The 16,568-nt window shown below is 52.2% G+C and carries 15 protein-coding genes; 8 read left to right on the top strand and 7 right to left on the bottom strand.

Annotation, left to right across the window (positions count from 1 at the left end; all coding sequences use genetic code 11):
- Positions 1–9: 9 nt before the first annotated feature.
- The gene (locus BLX24_RS07340; protein ID WP_083421847.1) at positions 10–2,982 is read right to left on the bottom strand and encodes a M16 family metallopeptidase; all 2,973 of its coding nucleotides are present in this window, start codon (positions 2,980–2,982) and stop codon (positions 10–12) included.
- 194 nt (positions 2,983–3,176) lie between these two features.
- Between BLX24_RS07340 and BLX24_RS07335 the strand changes: the two genes are divergently transcribed.
- Positions 3,177–3,509: a YegP family protein gene (locus BLX24_RS07335; RefSeq protein ID WP_071502469.1), complete on the top strand. Its 333-nt coding sequence runs from the start codon at positions 3,177–3,179 to the stop codon at positions 3,507–3,509.
- Positions 3,510–3,561: 52 nt separating this feature from the next.
- Here BLX24_RS07335 and BLX24_RS07330 read toward each other — a convergent pair whose 3' ends face one another.
- Positions 3,562–5,991, bottom strand: coding sequence for an alpha/beta fold hydrolase (locus BLX24_RS07330; protein WP_071502468.1), 2,430 nt, complete (start codon positions 5,989–5,991; stop codon positions 3,562–3,564).
- Positions 5,992–6,232: 241 nt separating this feature from the next.
- On the opposite strand from BLX24_RS07330, the gene BLX24_RS07325 reads away from it, so the two are divergent.
- The 4 genes from BLX24_RS07325 to BLX24_RS07310 are packed head-to-tail and all read left to right on the top strand — an operon-like array spanning position 6,233 to position 8,769.
- Positions 6,233–6,520: a YciI family protein gene (locus BLX24_RS07325; RefSeq protein ID WP_071502467.1), complete on the top strand. Its 288-nt coding sequence runs from the start codon at positions 6,233–6,235 to the stop codon at positions 6,518–6,520.
- A 26-nt stretch (positions 6,521–6,546) separates the two neighbouring features.
- A complete protein-coding gene (locus tag BLX24_RS07320) occupies positions 6,547–7,284 on the top strand; it encodes a hypothetical protein (RefSeq protein ID WP_071502466.1) in 738 nt (245 codons plus the stop codon).
- Between the two features lie 2 nt (positions 7,285–7,286).
- Positions 7,287–7,961: a hexitol phosphatase HxpB gene (gene hxpB, locus BLX24_RS07315; RefSeq protein ID WP_071502465.1), complete on the top strand. Its 675-nt coding sequence runs from the start codon at positions 7,287–7,289 to the stop codon at positions 7,959–7,961.
- 19 nt (positions 7,962–7,980) lie between these two features.
- Positions 7,981–8,769 carry a PhzF family protein gene (locus BLX24_RS07310; RefSeq protein WP_071502464.1) on the top strand — a complete coding sequence of 263 codons (789 nt, stop codon included), beginning with the start codon at positions 7,981–7,983 and terminating at the stop codon, positions 8,767–8,769.
- A 57-nt stretch (positions 8,770–8,826) separates the two neighbouring features.
- Here the strand turns inward: BLX24_RS07310 and BLX24_RS07305 are convergent, their stop codons facing one another.
- Together BLX24_RS07305 and BLX24_RS07300 are read right to left on the bottom strand one after the other, a co-directional pair.
- On the bottom strand, positions 8,827–9,936 hold the full coding sequence (locus BLX24_RS07305) for an N-acetylmuramoyl-L-alanine amidase (RefSeq protein WP_229201730.1): 1,110 nt from the start codon (positions 9,934–9,936) through the stop codon (positions 8,827–8,829).
- 106 nt (positions 9,937–10,042) lie between these two features.
- Positions 10,043–10,456: a DoxX family protein gene (locus BLX24_RS07300; protein ID WP_071502462.1), complete on the bottom strand. Its 414-nt coding sequence runs from the start codon at positions 10,454–10,456 to the stop codon at positions 10,043–10,045.
- A 361-nt stretch (positions 10,457–10,817) separates the two neighbouring features.
- Here BLX24_RS07300 and BLX24_RS07295 point away from each other — a divergent pair, with 361 nt between their 5' ends.
- Genes BLX24_RS07295 through mtgA form a run of 3 tightly spaced genes read left to right on the top strand, consistent with a single transcriptional unit; the run spans position 10,818 to position 13,311 of the window.
- Positions 10,818–11,294 carry a GNAT family N-acetyltransferase gene (locus BLX24_RS07295; RefSeq protein WP_229201729.1) on the top strand — a complete coding sequence of 159 codons (477 nt, stop codon included), beginning with the start codon at positions 10,818–10,820 and terminating at the stop codon, positions 11,292–11,294.
- On the top strand, positions 11,294–12,403 hold the full coding sequence (gene hemW / locus BLX24_RS07290; RefSeq protein ID WP_071502460.1) for a radical SAM family heme chaperone HemW: 1,110 nt from the start codon (positions 11,294–11,296) through the stop codon (positions 12,401–12,403). The genes BLX24_RS07295 and hemW overlap by 1 nt, the downstream gene beginning before the upstream one ends.
- A 29-nt stretch (positions 12,404–12,432) precedes the next feature.
- Positions 12,433–13,311, top strand: a complete 879-nt coding sequence (mtgA, locus tag BLX24_RS07285) for a monofunctional biosynthetic peptidoglycan transglycosylase (RefSeq protein ID WP_310590772.1) — start codon at positions 12,433–12,435, stop codon at positions 13,309–13,311.
- Here mtgA and BLX24_RS07280 read toward each other — a convergent pair.
- Genes BLX24_RS07280 through BLX24_RS07270 form a run of 3 tightly spaced genes read right to left on the bottom strand, consistent with a single transcriptional unit; the run spans position 13,308 to position 16,555 of the window.
- Entirely contained in the window at positions 13,308–13,682 is a 375-nt protein-coding gene (locus BLX24_RS07280; protein ID WP_071502459.1) for an MGMT family protein, read from the bottom strand. The two genes, mtgA and BLX24_RS07280, sit on opposite strands and share 4 nt — an antisense overlap.
- Positions 13,683–14,249: a DUF3109 family protein gene (locus BLX24_RS07275; protein WP_071502458.1), complete on the bottom strand. Its 567-nt coding sequence runs from the start codon at positions 14,247–14,249 to the stop codon at positions 13,683–13,685.
- Entirely contained in the window at positions 14,246–16,555 is a 2,310-nt protein-coding gene (locus BLX24_RS07270; protein ID WP_071502457.1) for a lytic transglycosylase domain-containing protein, read from the bottom strand. The genes BLX24_RS07275 and BLX24_RS07270 overlap by 4 nt, the downstream gene beginning before the upstream one ends.
- Positions 16,556–16,568 lie beyond the last annotated feature (13 nt).

The following is a 16,568-nucleotide window of genomic DNA, read 5'->3' as shown; positions in this document are numbered from 1 at the left end:
AAATCAGACTTAATACCCGAAAATCTCTTCCAGCGACAGTTTTTTCACTGTCCCGTACTTCGCAAGATCTTCCGGCGTCACCCGCTTTTCAGACGCAACGACGCAATACGTATAAGGCTTATTGGCCAGATTTTGTTCCGTAAACGCCTTCAGGTCAGCATACGACAGCTTGTCGAGCGCTTCGTATGTTTTCTGACGGGTGTCGTAATCCAGCCCTTTTTCCTGAGCGTCGAGATAGCTGTAAATGATGCCATCCTGCCGGATACGTTCTGTCTGCATGGTTTTCTTCATGCTGGTCTTTGCCGTTTCGAGCAGTTTCGGCGATTCCGGCAGTACGTTCAGCAGTTCATTCATACCGGCAACCGCTTCGTGGAATTTATCGGCCTGACTGCCGATGTACGCGCTGATCGAATACTGCTCGTCTTTGCGCTCCGGCGTATCATAGTTCGCATACGTCGAATAGGCCAGGGCCTTTGATTCGCGCAGGGTCTGGAACACGACGGAGGCCATATTACCGCCAAAATAGTTGTTGAACAGATTGATCGTTGGCAGGGCCGCCGGGTCGAATGCACCGGTATTCCGTACCCAGAAAATTTCTGACTGTACCATGTCATAATCAGCAAACAGCACCTGATTCTGATTCTGAGCGACCTGCGTAAACGCCTGCCGGTTGGCTACCGGACGGAACTGCGCCGGCATCTGGTGCTGGCTGGCAATCTCCTGACTGAACTCGCCGATTGATTTTGGCCCGTAGTAAATGATCTGCTGCGGGTAATCAAACAGAGAATGGAGCACATCCAGCAACTGAGCCGATGTCAGGGCTTTCAGTTCGTCGTTGGTCAGCTGATTATTGAAGGGGTTTTTCGGGCCATACTGCGCGTAATTGATCAGGCCCTGCATGATGGTACCCTTGTTAAGCTTGTTGTCTGCACGCGACTTCAGCAGGCGTCCTTTGAGCGATTCCAGCGCTTCTTCGTTGGGTTTACAGTTCCGCAGCAGGTGATCGAGGAGTTTTACGCTCTTGTCGAAGTTTTCCTGAAGACCCGACAACCGGACTGTCGTGTAATCGCCTGACGAATAGATGTTATAGGCGCACGCCAGGTCAAAAAAAGCCTTGCTGATTTCCTCGGCTGAATATTTATCCGTGCTCAGGAACTGCAGATACTGCGTAGCAATCGGCAGCACCTTGCTGTGGTAGGTACCCATCGGAATCCGGTAGCCAAGCCGGAACAGGTCATTGTCGGTATTCTGTACATAGAGTACCTCCGCCGCACCGGCTTTACCGCGCTGAATGTCCTTTTTATAGTCCAGCCAAACCGGTTGTACATCGGCCATCGGCATGTTGTTGACCTGTTGCAGGAACGGCGATTGGGCCTCACGGTTTACCTCAACCGGTGTAATGGCAGGCTTGTCTACTTTCTTGATATTTTTGTCTTCGCCTTTCCGTTTGTAAACAACAACGTAGTTGTCTTTCAGGTATTTATTAGCGAAATCAATGACCTGCTGCCTGGTTACCTTTGCCATGTCGTCGATCAGGCGGGACTGATCCGGGTAATTATCCCCACGGGCTAAAACAAAGGTTTCCAGTAGTTTATCGGCACGGCCGTAGTTGTTCTCGTATTCTTCGATCTGCCGTTTCTTGTAGTTGCTGACAATCGACTGAATTACTTTATCATCGAAATTGCCGCGCTTTAGTTTCTCTACTTCGCTCAGCAGCAGGTTTTTCACCTCGTCGAGGCTTTGTCCTTGTTTGGGCCGGCCAAACATCGTCCAGACACCGTAATCTTTCATCCATTCCGGCGAACTGCCGCCACCGAGCACTTTCTGGGCTTTCACCAGATTCAGGTCAATCAGACCGGCGGCTGAGTTCGACATCAGTTCATCCACGATGACGCCAACCGGTTTTTCCTTTGAAACGGCGCTCGGGAACCGGTAGCCGATCCGGACGGATTCAGGCGTCGGGCCGAATACGTCGCGGGTGATCACCGATGTGAGCGGTTTTTCGGGAGCCGGATTGTAGAGCTGCACCGGTTTGGCCTGCATGTAGCCCATTTTCTGGTCAATTTTTTTAATCACTTCATCCGGGTTGAAATCACCGGCCATGATCACGGCCATGTTATTGGGCACGTAATACTTATTGAAGTAATTGCGGATTTCGATCAGCGACGGGTTTTTCAGGTGTTCGACCGTACCGATGGTGGTTTGCTGCCCGTAGTTGTGGGTCGGAAACAGCGCGGCGAGTAAGGTTTCCTGAACCTTCCAGCCGTCGTTGTCAAGGGAGCGGTTTTTCTCTTCGTAAACGGCTTCGAGTTCTGTATGGAAAATCCGCAGCACCGGTTTCCGGAAGCGCTCAGCCTGAACGGCTAAAAAGCGGTCAACGGCATTCGACGGAATATCTTCCATGTATACCGTCTGCTCATACGAGGTAAAGGCGTTGGAGCCCTGTGCCCCCATACCTGCCATCAGTTTGTCGTATTCGTTGGCAATGGCATACTTGGCTGCCTCGCCCGAAACGCGGTCGATTTCCTTGTAAATCGCCTTACGCTGCGCCTCGTCCTTAGTCTTGTTGTACTTTTCGTACAGCGCGTCGATCTGGTCGAGAAGCGGCTTCTCTTTGGCCCAGTTCAGGCTGCCAAACTTGTCGGTGCCTTTGAAGAGCATGTGCTCCAGATAGTGGGCCAGGCCGGTGTTGGTTCGGGGATCGGTGTTTGAGCCTGCCCGGGTCGGGATAAACGTAAAGATCCGTGGCTCTTTTTTGTTTACGCTCAGGATAACCGTCAGGCCGTTTTTCAGGGTGTAAAAGCGTGCCTGCATCGGATCATTAGTGAGATAACGGTATGTAAACCCACCTGATGAAGCTGTTTTCCATTCGTATTTGCCGGGGGCTTCGGCTACATAGTGGCCCGGAATATGGGCTTCTACTACCGAAAGGGCTCCAAGCGCGAGTGTGCCGGCAAGGAGTGCATGTTTGATAAATTGCATAGGGGTGTATAGAAAAAAACGAATTGCCCAATTTACACCACGAATCGTAGAGACGCAACATCTTGCGTCTCAATCGCAGGCATAAGCAGAAAGACAACTACCATTGGTACAAAGAGACGCAAGATATTGCGTCTCTACAAAATACGATTGTATATTGCCAACCGTATTTCTAACCAATAAACCACCACGTACAAATGGGTAAATTTGTTATCAAAACCCGCAAAAACGGGGAATATCAGTTTAATCTGAAAGCCACAAACGGCCAGGTTATTCTGGCAAGTGAAGGCTACACTACCAGGGCTGCCTGCGAAAACGGAATTGAATCCGTAAAGAAAAATGCCCCGGACGACGATCGTTTTGACCGGAAAGAATCGTCAAACGGTAAGTTCTATTTTAATCTGAAGGCAGGCAACGGGCAGGTCATCGGTTCCAGCGAAATGTATGAGACCGTAGCCAGCCGCGACAACGGCATTGAGTCAGTGAAGAAAAACGCACCGGAAGCCACGGTCGTTGATGAAACGGAATAAATAGCGGTTGTAAACAAAAAGGGGCAGCTTTCTGAAAGCTGCCCCTTTTTGTTTACAACCGCTCGTCAAACAGTTTCAGAATCCGCTTGTATTCATCCATCCAGCTGGTTGGCTCCACAAAGCCGTGGTCTTCCATCGGGTAGGCGGCAAGCTCCCAGTTTTCTTTCTTGAGCTCAATCAGCCGCTGTGATAGCCGGACAACGTCCTGAAAATGAACGTTTACGTCGACCATGCCGTGGCAAATCAGCAGGTGTCCTTTCAGGCCATTGGCAAAATAAATCGGCGAGGAACGTTTGTAGGCTACTGAATCGGCCTGTGGCTCGTTCAGAATGTTGTTGGTATACGGGTGATTGTAAGCGGCCCAATCGGTTACAGGGCGCAGGGCTGCTCCGGCGGCGAACGCATCCGGAGTGGTAAACATGGCCATCAGGGTAATAAAACCACCGTAAGACCCCCCATACAAGCCCACCCGCTTCGGATCGACCCCGTGATTTTTTACCAGCCATTCAACGGCATCAACGTGGTCGGTCAGGTCTTTGCCGCCCATATGCCGGTAAATACCCGTACGCCAGTCGCGGCCATAACCTGCACTCCCGCGGTAGTCGATGTCCAGTACTGTATAGCCTTTGTCGGTCAGCAGGTTATGAAACATATACTCGCGGAAATACTGGCTCCACCACTTGTGGGCATTTTGCAGATAGCCGGCACCGTGTACGAATACAACCGTTTTGCCGGATGGCTTTTCCGGCTTATACAGGCGTCCGTAAATGGTTTGCCCGTCGCGGGCAGGGATAGTCACCACCGCCGGATCACGCCACGGGTAGGCCTTAAATTCGTCGGAAAGGGAACTGGTCAGCTTTGTCGCGGCCGGAACATCTTTTGCCGAGGCCAGCAGTAAACCGCCTTTCTTATCGGTTTTCAGCTCAGTCAGGTACAACTCCCACGGCTGGTTGCTGTATGAATAGCGGATAGCCAGTTTGGTCTCATCCGGCGATAGGGCTACATCGTTGGCGCCCGTCATCGTCGTTAATTTTATCCGCTCACCACCGGCCACCGGCATGCGGTAAAAATGCTGCTCGCCGGGATGAACCTCGTTGGTAGTCAGGAAGAAATACTGCTTGTTTTTAGACAGAACCACCTGTTGCACCTCAAACTTACCGCTGGTCAGCTGCTTCTTAACTCCCGTTGCTACATTGATCGTATACAAATGCGAATAGCCGTCGGCCTCCGACTGAAAGTACAGCGTCTGGTTGTCGGCCAGGAAGCCAAGGGTACCGCCCCCAAAGCCCGACCCAATCCCCGGACCGGCAATCCAGGCTTCGTCGCGCTGACGGTCAAGAAGTTTCAGCTGGCGGGTGGCAGGGTCGAGCAGGAGCAGCCAGCGGTCTTTGTTGTCGGCCGCGCGGAGAGTAATAACAGCATACTTGCCGTCTTCCGACCAAACCGGTGCGCCGTACGAGACCGCCCGCAGCGGGCTGGCCTTTGCTTTTCCGGCTTTGCTGGTGTCGGTTGCCGCTTTAGCACCGGCAACTCCTTTTTTGAAGTCCGGCAGATCGGTAATACCCGGTACATCCTTGATCGACACCGACTGAACCGTATCGCGCTGGATGTCATAGACGAAGAACTCAAACGTTGAGCCGGGCGCACCGACTTTGGTCCGTGCCGGAATATCTTCGGTAAAGCCTGATTCGGTAACGTAGTTCGGCACGTTGGCGGTTTTGGCGCCTGCCGCTTGTTTCATCAGCGTAAACGTCACAAAGCGGCCGTCCGGACTAAGGCGCGGGTTCATCACCTGACGTCCGTCGGTATAAAACTGTTTGGGGCGTTTCGGCTGATCGGCTTTTGTGATTTTTTCGCCTTCGTCGCGTTTGGCTTTGCGTTCGCGCAGAATATCAAACAGGCTGAGCTGATCTTTCTTCAGCCAGGTTTCCTGCTCGTTTGGCTTTGGTTCCGTACGCTTAGTTCCGGGATCAAATTGGGTTACCTGTGCCAATTCTCCCGTATTAAGGTGCATAGTATATAGATTACTGTTTCTGGCAAAGACAATACGTTGTTCGTCTCCGCTGAAAACAGGGTTGCTTTCACGGTCAACCGTGTTGGTGAGCTGCCGGACAGCAAACGTTTTGCAATCGAGCAGAAAAAGGTCACCGTTTTTGTCGTATACCTTAAGTGAGTGAGCGCGGTTATACACGCCGCCGTTGTCTGGTGGCAGGGCGCGGCGTTCAACCGGTGATACCTTAACCGGTTTGCGGTCGCCGGCGAGCGAAATTTTGTAAAGGGAGTCGGCTTTGGCTTTGTCCGGATTCCAGTTGAAGTAGATGGTTCTGGCATCTTCTGACCAGAAAACACCGGAAGGCGCGGTGCCGATCCAGGTTTTCGGGTCCTGCATAATTTTTTCGACGGTGAGTGCCGGCCTGGTTTGAGCAACGCCCTTAAAGGCACTCAAACCGGCTAAAAGGAGAAAAGTAAAGGTTTTGTTCATAGAGAAGTGGTTCAAAACAAAACCGTGAAGTTAACGAAAAGAGCATATGCTATATATTAGTTCGCCTATTCTGTATTGGTAAAAAACGACTTTTAAAAAAGAAAGCATCGGGCAATATGGTATTCCCAATAGAATACAGTACACTTTTGGGAAAATAGGTATCTTCGCCCGACTGTAAAAATATCGTTATCCGGGCCGTAAGCACGGTCCGGCCCCTAAAACGTAACAAATACAAACCACTATGTTGTACGTCATTCACGCATACGACTTTACAGATGCCGAAGCCCTGAATCGCCGCATGGCCGTACGGCCGGATCATCTGGAAGGGGTAAAAAAATTAAAAGCCGGTAATAACTACGTCCTTGGCGGGGCACTGCTGAATCCCGAAGGCCAGATGTTCGGCTCGATGATGGTCGTTGATTTTGACACCGAGGAGGCGATGCAGCAATGGCTTCAGAACGATCCTTATGTTACCGGACAGGTCTGGGAAAAAATTGACGTTAAGCCTTTTCGCCAGGCGGTTGTCTAACCAAAGTCTGTTTTACGTAACCTTCCATGAAACAATTGTTTTTAACGGCTTTGATGGCCGGCATCTGTCTGGCTGGTTGCCAGAAAAAAACAGACGGGCAGACGACCGGCAAACCAACAGACACAACGGCCGCTTTTGACCAGGTTCCGGAACATGCGTCGGATCAGCTGTATTCGCCCGACAACTTTGTGATTATTCCGGGCGAACAGGTCGGTAATATCCGGGGGACCTCGACGCAGGCCGAACTGATTGAACGGCTGGGTAAGGAAAATGTAACGGCTGATGATACCATCTACGTTGCCGAAGGCGAAACCGCGATCGGCACGACGCTCTTTAAGGGCACACCCGATGAAGTTCAGATTCTGTGGCTTTATCAAAAAAAGGCGGCGAAACCGGATGCCGTCATACTGCGCCCCGCCTCCGATAAACCCGGAACAGGCGGTATGCAGACACAGTGGGTGACCGACAACGGGCTTAAGATCGGTTCAACGCTCAAAGAAGTTGAAAAACTGAACGGAAAACCGTTTAAACTGTATGGCTTTGGCTGGGACTACGGCGGATCGGCGAGTAGCTGGGAAGGCGGAAAGCTGGAAGGAAAAGGCGGAAAAACGTACCTGAGTATAGTGTTTGGCTACGGAGACCTCTCCGCCGAGCAGGAAAAAATAGTAGACAAAGTGTCGGGCGACGGTGAGTTTATGTCATCGGATCCGGGCATGCAACAACTGAATCCGGTCGTGCAGACGATGACGGTTCGGTTTAAGTAAACATGATCAAAGCAGCTATCCTGGATATGGACGGGCTGCTGGTGGATTCTGAACCCCACTGGCGGCACGTTGAAATAGACGTATTTAAAACTGTCGGTCTGGAACTGACGGAAGAACAATGCCTGAAAACCACCGGTTTACCAATCGGAGTGGTCATTCAATACTGGTTTGAACGCCATCCATGGCAGGGGCGTACCCTAGCCGAACTGGAAGAAGAAATGCTGACAAAGGTGTATGACCGGATTGCCAATGCAGCCGAAGCGATGCCGGGAGCTGTTGAATTGCTGCAGTTTTTTCATAGCCGTAACATTCCGCTGGCCATTGCGTCGGCTTCACCGATGAACCTGATTGAGCTGGTTATCGGCCGGCTCGGGATTCAGCATTACTTTACTACCTGGCACTCTGCCACGCTCGAAGCGCGGAATAAGCCCGCTCCCGATGTATATCTGGGAACGGCACGGAAACTCGGGGTTTTGCCCCATGAATGTATTGCCTTTGAGGATTCGGGCAATGGCCTGAAATCGGCTGTCGCGGCTGGTATGATCGCTGTATCCGTACCGGCAGAGTTTGAATATAATGATGCTAAATTTGACATTGCCACAGTAAAAATTCCGTCTCTGCATCATTTTACAGAAAGCCTTTTTCACGACTTAGAAGCCAGCGTTCCGAAACCATAAACCTATAAAAGCCTGATTCATGCGCCTGTATCAACTAGATGCGTTTACTGACCGTTTGTTTGCCGGAAATCCGGCGGCGGTTATTCCTTTAACAGAATGGCTTCCTGATGAGCAAATGCAGCGTATTGCTGCTGAAAATAACCTGGCCGAAACCGCGTTCTATGTAGCCACCGGCGAACCCGGACACTATCATATCCGCTGGTTTACGCCAACCGTTGAAGTCGACCTGTGTGGCCATGCCACGCTTGCCACAGCTTATGTGGTATTCTATCTGGAGCAAAAGCCGGATGCTGACCGGATTACATTTGATTCGCGCAGCGGCCCGCTCAATGTGTGCCGCGAAGAAGAGGGGTGGCTGGTACTGGACTTCCCGGTCGATACAGTACAGAAAGCAACCTTACTGCCGCCAGCTCTGCTAACGGCTTTTGACGAAAAGCCGGTGGCAATTCTCAAGGGTAAAACCGATTATATGCTGGTCTACGAAACGCAGGAGCAGATCGAACAGCTGACGCCTGATTTCCGCGAACTGGTGACCGTACCGGCCCGCGGGGTGATTGTTACCGCTCCCGGCAAGGACGTTGATTTTGTATCCCGCTTTTTTGGGCCGCAATCCGGTATCGACGAAGATCCGGTGACGGGCTCGGCTCATACGACCCTGATTCCTTACTGGGCCGAAAAGCTTGGTAAAACGTCACTTAAGGCCCAGCAGTTGTCGGCACGCGGAGGCTCGCTGATGTGTAAGCTTTCGGGAGAGCGTGTCGAAATTGCCGGTCAGGTGCAGCTTTACCTGAAAGGCGAAATCCTGTAGAAGACATGAAGGTATAAACACCTGAGCGTGAACCAAACCAGATTCACGCTCAGGATGTTATTGGCTCTTTTTTACCCAGTTTTTCAGGCCTTTCCGGATGGCTTTCGCCATATTTTGCCGGAATCGTTCTTCCAGAATCAGGTTTTCGTCGGCCGGGTTGCTCAGGAAGGGGCCTTCGACTAAGACATTAGGGTAGTCGGTCGGGGCGTTAAAGAAAAAGTTAAAATGGCCGACATTGCCGAACTCATGCGGGTCTACTTTCAGCAATTCCTGCAAGACGGCCTGGCTTAGCGACCGGAAGCCGAGGTGTTTGTAATACGTACTGAAACCACGAACGCTGGCCGTACCCGAGGCGTTGAAGTGAATGCTGACCAACAGGTCGGGCAGTAATTGCCGCATGGCCCTGATCCGGTCGGTCGGGCCGATATTGGTGTCTTTGCTGCGGGTAAGCACCACCAGGGCACCGGACCGTTCGAGCTCTTTTTTGAGTTTCTGCGCCACATCCAGTGTAAACTCCTTTTCCAGTCGTTTTGACTGCTCGCCGCGCGCTCCCGTATTGCTGCCGCCATGTCCTGCATCAACCGCAATAAGTAAACCCTTCAGTTTTCCGGAATCCGGACGGCGGCGAATGCGGGTGATAAGCGCATTGCGCTGATAATAAACAGAATATCCCCAGTGAGTTGATTGATTCAGTTCAATATATACCCGTAGCTGTTCATCGGCAACCTGCTCAAACCAGACGTTTTTAATGCCTTTCGTCGTGCGCATCTGCGTTATCCAGTTGGTGTTGCTGGTAGCTCCGAAGATGTCGAGTACAATGCGGTTCGGGTCTACTTCCTGCCGGCTGCGGTAGGGGAGCCGGGCTGGTAACGCCACCGACAGATAATCAAAACGCCCCGGGATGGGGCCATTGGTGGTATCGCCCCAGGTGCGCCAGGAGCCGGTAAGCGCGTGGGCAGGAAACCGAAGCAGCGTATCGACCTGTACTTGCTCGACCGGCACATAGGCCGATAGCGAAGGAGCCAGCCGCACACGCCAGTATCTGCGGGTCGTATCCAGACCGGAAATCCGGAGGACAATGGCCGAATCCAGGGTTTCCATCCGTGCGCCACCGAGCCGGTCAGTACCTAAGCCGTAATAAAGCGGGGTGAGTTTACTGCGGGTCAAACCGGTGAGGGTTGTATCGGTGACAGACTGACTTTGGGCAAAAAAGGGAAAAAGGAGAAAAAATAAAAGGGAAAAATGTTTCACGTTACGCGTTACTGGTTGATGATCAGATACCTTCGTCAATTGACGGTTTTCCCGGACCATGGATCCCTAAAAACAGGCTTGTGGCCAACAGGATCAGGGCCGGAAATGTATTTGTAAAACTATCACCGATTGCCCAATGTCCGGCTATCACTGCAAGGATAAAGTTTATCACTAATGGTATACAAAACCACCTCGTTTTCCAGCCAAGCAACAGGCTGATGGCGCCCAGAAATTCGGTATAGGCCGAGAGCGTAGCGGCAACGACCGGAAACGGGAAGTGCAGAGTCGAGAGCCAGTCGGCATACCCGGGAATACCTTCAGCCGGATGTAGGGCCGTATGCCCGGCAGCATCATACAGTTTCCAGGCGCAGACAACCCGTAACAGAAAGGGTGCATAATCCTTAAGTCGTTGTAAGTGATCAGGTTTTGGCAGCATGTCTTAAGAATAGGGTTCGGGAAAACAGCGTAGGGGAAAGATACTAAAAAAAGCGGTTGCCGCTTTGATCACAGTAAAAGCGTTGGTAATTGATGATAATTTATTTGGATTAATTATAAATAGATAGTAGGTTTGTAGAAAGAATTCATGAAATGGAGCAGGAAGGAACGTTGGTAGTGAGCATCTCTGAAGGAATTATGCCTCTCAGCATCATGGAAAAACCACGACTGATGGATGAGTGTGTACTGAAAAAATGCTGCAAAAAATACAAGAAGGGCAAGCGTTGTAAAAAGTGCCCTGACTGATAAGCGATAAACGGCATCGGATTTGACCGTACTTTTGCGGGATAAACTGCAATCCTGTGAACAATAGCGTTACACATTATTCTGCAACGATACACTATGAGATGGTAACCGGGTTGCCATCGGCTCCGCTGTTACAATCACTCCTGGATTTACACCTGACGGTGTTTCCGAATCAGTTGCGGGAGGAGGTACTGGCTGAAATGCGCTACTACCAAAACCGGCGGCTGACGGTTTGGCTGGCGCGTTGTCATGATCGTGTCATTGGCTACAAAATGGGCTATGAGCGAAAGGAAGGCCATTTTTACAGCTGGCTGGGTTGTGTCGAGCCAGACTACCGGGGGCATGGTGTGGCTACAAGGCTCATGACTGAGCAGCATGAGTGGTGCCGTCATAATGGCTATCGGGCGGTACGTACCCAGACTTATAACCAGTGGCGTTCGATGCTGCTGCTGAATATCCGGCAAGGCTTCGATATCATCGGTACCCAGCAAGGAACATACGGGCTGGTCATTGTGTTGGAAAAGAAACTGTAATGCATCTTTACCTACACATCCCCTTCTGCAAGCAGGCCTGCCACTATTGCGACTTTCACTTCAGTACCAGCCTGAAGCAGAAACCGGCGATGGTCGATGCCATCTGTCAGGAAATCGGGTTGCAAAATGACTATCTGCCTGCCCGGCCGCTTGAGACCATTTATTTCGGCGGCGGCACCCCTTCTCTGCTTAATCAGGGCGAACTGGAGCAGATTTTCGGGACAATTTATCAGCACTTCTCCGTTATTGCCGATCCGGAAATTACACTGGAAGCGAATCCGGACGATCTTACCGCTGCAAATCTACAACTCTTCCGCCGGTTTGTAAATCGGTTAAGTGTTGGTATCCAGACATTTGACGAAGAAACGCTTCGCTGGATGAACCGGGCCCATACTGCGGCTGAAGCAGAACATTGCGTACAGCTGGCCCGTGATCTTGGTTTTGACAACATCAGCATTGATCTGATTTACGGTATAAAACCGGAGGTATGGGAGCGCGATCTGACCAGTGCGCTTGCCTTACAGGTGCCGCATCTATCTGCCTATGCGCTGACGATTGAGCCGGATACGGCATTCGGGCGGTGGCAGCAGAAAGGGAAATTAACACCCGTTGACGAAGCGCTGGCGGCCGGGCAGTTTGAACAACTTGTTGCGGGGTTGACCGGGGCGGGGTATGTGCATTACGAAATCTCCAACTTTGCACTGCCCGGCCAGTTTGCCCGGCATAATTCGGCTTATTGGAAACGACGCCCTTATCTGGGTATCGGACCGAGTGCGCACTCGTATAATGGCCGCGAACGGCAATGGAATGTAGCCAACAACAGCCGGTATATCCGGGCTTTGGCCGAACACACTATTCCCGCTACAACTGAGGTACTGTCGGTGGCGGATCAGGTCAATGAATACCTGCTGACCGGTTTGCGGACCATCTGGGGCTGCTCCATTCCGGAACTTAACAGGCTGCTCCAGGCAGATTTTATAGCGCTACAACATAAACCGTTGGCTCAATTACAGGCGGCTGGTTGGGTAACTATTCAGGGCGATGTGTTAATATTAACAGAAGCTGGTAAACTTTTCGCCGACCGGGTCGCTTCCGAATTGTTTGCGTAGTTGTATTTTCGCACTGAAGTCAGCCACCTATGCAACCAAATAACCAGAATATTCCGCGTAATACGTTTCGTAACCGCCCCCGGCAAACGGTTGAAAACCGTCCGGCAGATGGCTCTGGCCATAAGTCTGCGGGGAATTATACCCGCCCTGAACCGTCAGAGAAAGAAACACCGGACCTGCTGCGGCAAATCCGGACAGCGATCCGTCAGTATCCGATTCTGAATACGGTCTATCTGTACACCATCCGGATCTTTATCTGGCTGTTTCTTGGATCCATTGGTTGGGTAATTGTCCTGAAGTACATTCCGGTTTGGGTAACGCCGCTGGTGGTGAGTCGTAAGCTGGACGCCATGGGCGACGATAAATCGGCTAAGGTTTACAAAAAATGGCGTTCGCTGGATGAAATCAGCAGGGAGGCAGCTCTGGCGGTTGTGGCGTCGGAAGACCAGCAGTTTCCGGTTCACTGGGGATTTGATTTTGATGAGATCCAGGATGCTATCAAAGAAAATAAAACCCGGAAACGCCCGCGCGGTGCCAGTACGATCTCTCAGCAGGTGGCTAAAAACGTTTTTCTCTGGAACGGGCGGAGCTATATCCGCAAAGGGCTGGAGGTCTATTTTACGGTGCTGATCGAACTGATCTGGGGCAAAAAGCGCATCCTCGAAGTATATCTGAACGTGGCCGAAACCGGTCCGCTGACTTTTGGCGTGGAAGCCGCCTCTCAGCGCTACTACGGGCATACTGCTAAGCTGCTGTCGCGCGATGAAGCGGCCCGTATTGCGGCGGTATTACCAAATCCGATTAAGTTTTCTATCCAGAATCCGTCAGCTTATATTCTCAGACGAACCCGTCAGATCTCGCGGCAGATGCGGGCACTGGGCGGGCAGAAGTACCTTAAAAATCTTTAGACGGTCAGCTCTGACGCCGGATCCCAGAGTACGCTGGTAAAATCAACGATCTGATCATTTTCAACGCGGATGCCTTCGGCTTCCAGGCGTTCCTGCATGGCTGTAGGGGAGCCAAAAAAGTGTTTGCCTGACAGTATGCCCAGCCGGTTGACAACACGGTGAGCCGGTATATCGGGTTGGGTATGCGAGCCGTTCATGGCCCAGCCCACCATACGGGCCCCCGCCCGCAGGCTCAGATAGCGGGCAATCGCTCCGTACGTAGTGACCCTGCCTGCCGGAATCTGCCGGACTACATCATACACATCCTGAAAATAATCACGCATGGGCTTAACGGGCAAAAGCCCCTTCCGGAGCTTTTGCGTTGTTGACATCTATTCTTTGGTCTCGATCGCGGCGACCAGTTTGTCGTACCATTCCTGTCCGTAGGCGCGGACGAGCGCTTCACGAACAAACTTGTAGACCGGCACCTGTAACTGTTCGCCAAAACTACAGGCCGGACTACAGATCGGCCAGCGGTCGTAGTTAAGGGCATGGTAAGCCTCATATTTGGTTACGCGGATCGGGTACAAGTGGCAGGAAACCGGTTTTTTCCAGTCGACCACGCCGTCGTTATATGCCTCTTCGATGCCGCACTTCAAGATACCTCTGTCGTCATAAATAGCATACACGCATTCGCGGCCGCCAACGGTCGTCGTTACATAGTCGCCATCTACATCCTGCTCGTAAAGGCCTTGTTCTTCAATGGCTTTTATACCGGCAGGAGAGAGGTATGATTTGATTTTCGGATAAATCTTCTTCAGCATTTCAGGCTCGCCGGCTTCCAGAGGGGCGCCCATATCGCCTTCTACGCAGCAGGCACCTTTGCATTTGTCCAGATTACAGACAAAAAACTTGTCGGCAACGTCGTCGCTGATGCAGGTGTTGTCGATTAATATCATAGTTGCTTGATGATCTTTATTTTCTGACCTTCTTTCACCGCTACATCCGACAGCGCGTTCCATTGCTGGATTTGCTCCACGCTAACGTTGTATTGTTTCGAAATCCGGAACATCGTTTCGCCTTTTTGTACGGTATGATAAACAACATCTTCTTTAGGCTGACTGCTTGCCGTTGACGGCCGTACTTCCTGTCCGACGGGGAACCCTGCCGGTACATTCCGGATGTTAAGCTGCTGACCTACAGAAAGTCTGTCTTCCAGCGTCAGGCTATTCCAAGCCAGCAGATCGTCGATCGAGACGCCGTAGATTTTTGAAATGCTGTAGTAGGTTTGTCCGCCCTGCACGGTATGGGTCATTGCGCGCCCGCCTTTCGACGCCGTTGCCGCTGCCGGTGTTTTGGCCGGTGGCGTTACCGGTTCGGTTTTGGGCGCACTGCTGGCCGATGGCGTAAACGGTTTGGCTTTGGTACCAGTTGCACGCCCCGCGCCCGAAGGGTTGCCGGTTACCTCAAAACCGCCGTTGCCGGATGGTTTGGTTGGTACATTAATCGGTGGTTTGTCGTCGGTCGGAATACTGCTTTCGTCAATACCCGCCGGTTGGCGTGTCGGATTTGACGGAGTGCCGACCGGTGTTGTGGTGGTTGAGGTTCCGCTTCCGTCCCGGACAATGACCACACGCTGCGTACCTGCCGGATTATCCGCTGACCGCGATGGCGCCGGTGCGGTACGGGTCGGGGTATTTACCGGTGCCGGATTGGCAGGAATCGGGGCCGGCGTTGTGGGTGCCGGTTTGGTAGCGGGCTCGTCGACCGGTGTACCGGCCAGTTTCGGTGTGTATACCTTGCGGTCGGCGGCCGTTTTCGGGTAGTCATTACTGCGTGTCGGGTTACCATCGGCCGGCTGCTCAGAAGGCGTTGAGGCAATGGCCCGGTTTACACCCGGCTGGTTCGACGGGATCGACGGCGTACGGTCATATACCGGCGGTGTCGGTGCGTTTATCACTTCAACAGGGCGGTCTCTTGGCCGTTTTTCACGCAGCCACATCACCCGGCCAACCTGTAGTTTCTGGACGCGGTCGAGCCGGTTGTAGCGCATGATAAACTTAGTCCGGATGCCATAGCGGTGTGCAATGCTCCGGATCGTTTCGTCTTCCCGGACCGTATGATACGGTACCAGCGCTTTCTTCCGCTTTTTGGCCAGGTAATACACTTCGCCCGGCACAATCGGGTCCAGTTCGCCTAGCTCGTTATACCGAAGGAAACTCGACAGGCTAACACGTGCTTTACGGGCCAGCGAACCGGCATTATCGCCTGCCTGGGCCTGAATGCCGGGCAGCCCGTTAATTTCATACAGAATCGGATCGTTTTTGCTCTGAACGCCTGTCGTGATTTTACGAAGCACCGGGAAACCAATATCGTTCTGACTAAAATCGGCGGTTGGCCGGTCGGTTGCCTGCCCGATTTTTTGCCGTACATCGTTAATCTGGTTGTTCGGCGTCGGAATCATGAGCGAATACGCCTTGTCATTCGGGATATTTTCGGCTAATACCCAGCGGTTGTATTTGCGGAGTTCCGTTGGTTCTACCCCCGTTTCTTCGGCCACCTGGTTCAGGGTTTTACCGCTTGCTTTGGGATACTCAACCAGGGCAATGGTATTGGCGGTCTGGTGGCTGGCAATCGCGCTCTCAATCGCAATTTTGTGGGCGAAGAAACGGAGCATATACCGGTCGGCCTGCCCGTCCAGGTAAATTTCCTTTGCATAGGCCCAGTCCGGAGAAATCAGTTTGCTGATGCCGCCGGTGCCGAGGTAGTAGGAGTAAAGGGCCGATACCCAGTTGTTGTAAATGCCATTGCTGCGTTTGAGGTATTTAGCCGCCCCGTGTGTTGAGGCCGTGATGCTCCGGCGCTCGTCAACCTCACCGTCGACCCGCATGCCGTGATCGATGGCTGTCCCTTCTTTAAACTGCCAGAATCCAACCGCCTGCGACGACGAAACCGCGTCGGGAAGGAGCGAACTCTCCTGGACGGCCAGGTATTTAAAATCGGTCGGGACCTCTTCGTCGGTCAGGATGGCTTCAATCGTCGGGAAGTAAAGTACAACGCGGTCGAGCTTGGCCTGCCAGAACTGGCGGTTCGACAGTAACGCCCTGACATCCTGTTGAATGATGCTACGGGCACCATCATCAAAATTCACAGAGATGCCGGCAAAATTGACCTGAGCCGGAATGGGTGGAGTTGGTACAGGCTGGGCCAGTGTCAACCAGCTGATGAGCAGGAAGAGGCAGGTCAGGGTGTACGGTCTATTCATGGGTTATTCGTTA

The sequence above is a fragment of the Arsenicibacter rosenii genome (assembly GCF_001870735.1).
GTDB lineage: Bacteria > Bacteroidota > Bacteroidia > Cytophagales > Spirosomataceae > Arsenicibacter > Arsenicibacter rosenii.
Note: the sequence above shows the minus strand (reverse complement) of the source record. Positions and strands in the feature narration are given on the sequence as shown.

Bases quoted from the DNA above. Each gene is read 5' to 3' on its own strand.
- BLX24_RS07340 (WP_083421847.1), bottom strand. From the start codon at position 2,982: ATGCAATTTATCAAACATGCACTCCTTGCCGGCACACTCGCGCTTGGA.
- BLX24_RS07335 (WP_071502469.1), top strand. From the start codon at position 3,177: ATGGGTAAATTTGTTATCAAAACCCGCAAAAACGGGGAATATCAGTTT.
- BLX24_RS07330 (WP_071502468.1), bottom strand. From the start codon at position 5,991: ATGAACAAAACCTTTACTTTTCTCCTTTTAGCCGGTTTGAGTGCCTTT.
- BLX24_RS07325 (WP_071502467.1), top strand. From the start codon at position 6,233: ATGTTGTACGTCATTCACGCATACGACTTTACAGATGCCGAAGCCCTG.
- BLX24_RS07320 (WP_071502466.1), top strand. From the start codon at position 6,547: ATGAAACAATTGTTTTTAACGGCTTTGATGGCCGGCATCTGTCTGGCT.
- hxpB (WP_071502465.1), top strand. From the start codon at position 7,287: ATGATCAAAGCAGCTATCCTGGATATGGACGGGCTGCTGGTGGATTCT.
- BLX24_RS07310 (WP_071502464.1), top strand. From the start codon at position 7,981: ATGCGCCTGTATCAACTAGATGCGTTTACTGACCGTTTGTTTGCCGGA.
- BLX24_RS07300 (WP_071502462.1), bottom strand. From the start codon at position 10,456: ATGCTGCCAAAACCTGATCACTTACAACGACTTAAGGATTATGCACCC.
- hemW (WP_071502460.1), top strand. From the start codon at position 11,294: ATGCATCTTTACCTACACATCCCCTTCTGCAAGCAGGCCTGCCACTAT.
- mtgA (WP_310590772.1), top strand. From the start codon at position 12,433: ATGCAACCAAATAACCAGAATATTCCGCGTAATACGTTTCGTAACCGC.
- BLX24_RS07280 (WP_071502459.1), bottom strand. From the start codon at position 13,682: ATGTCAACAACGCAAAAGCTCCGGAAGGGGCTTTTGCCCGTTAAGCCC.
- BLX24_RS07275 (WP_071502458.1), bottom strand. From the start codon at position 14,249: ATGATATTAATCGACAACACCTGCATCAGCGACGACGTTGCCGACAAG.
- BLX24_RS07270 (WP_071502457.1), bottom strand. From the start codon at position 16,555: ATGAATAGACCGTACACCCTGACCTGCCTCTTCCTGCTCATCAGCTGG.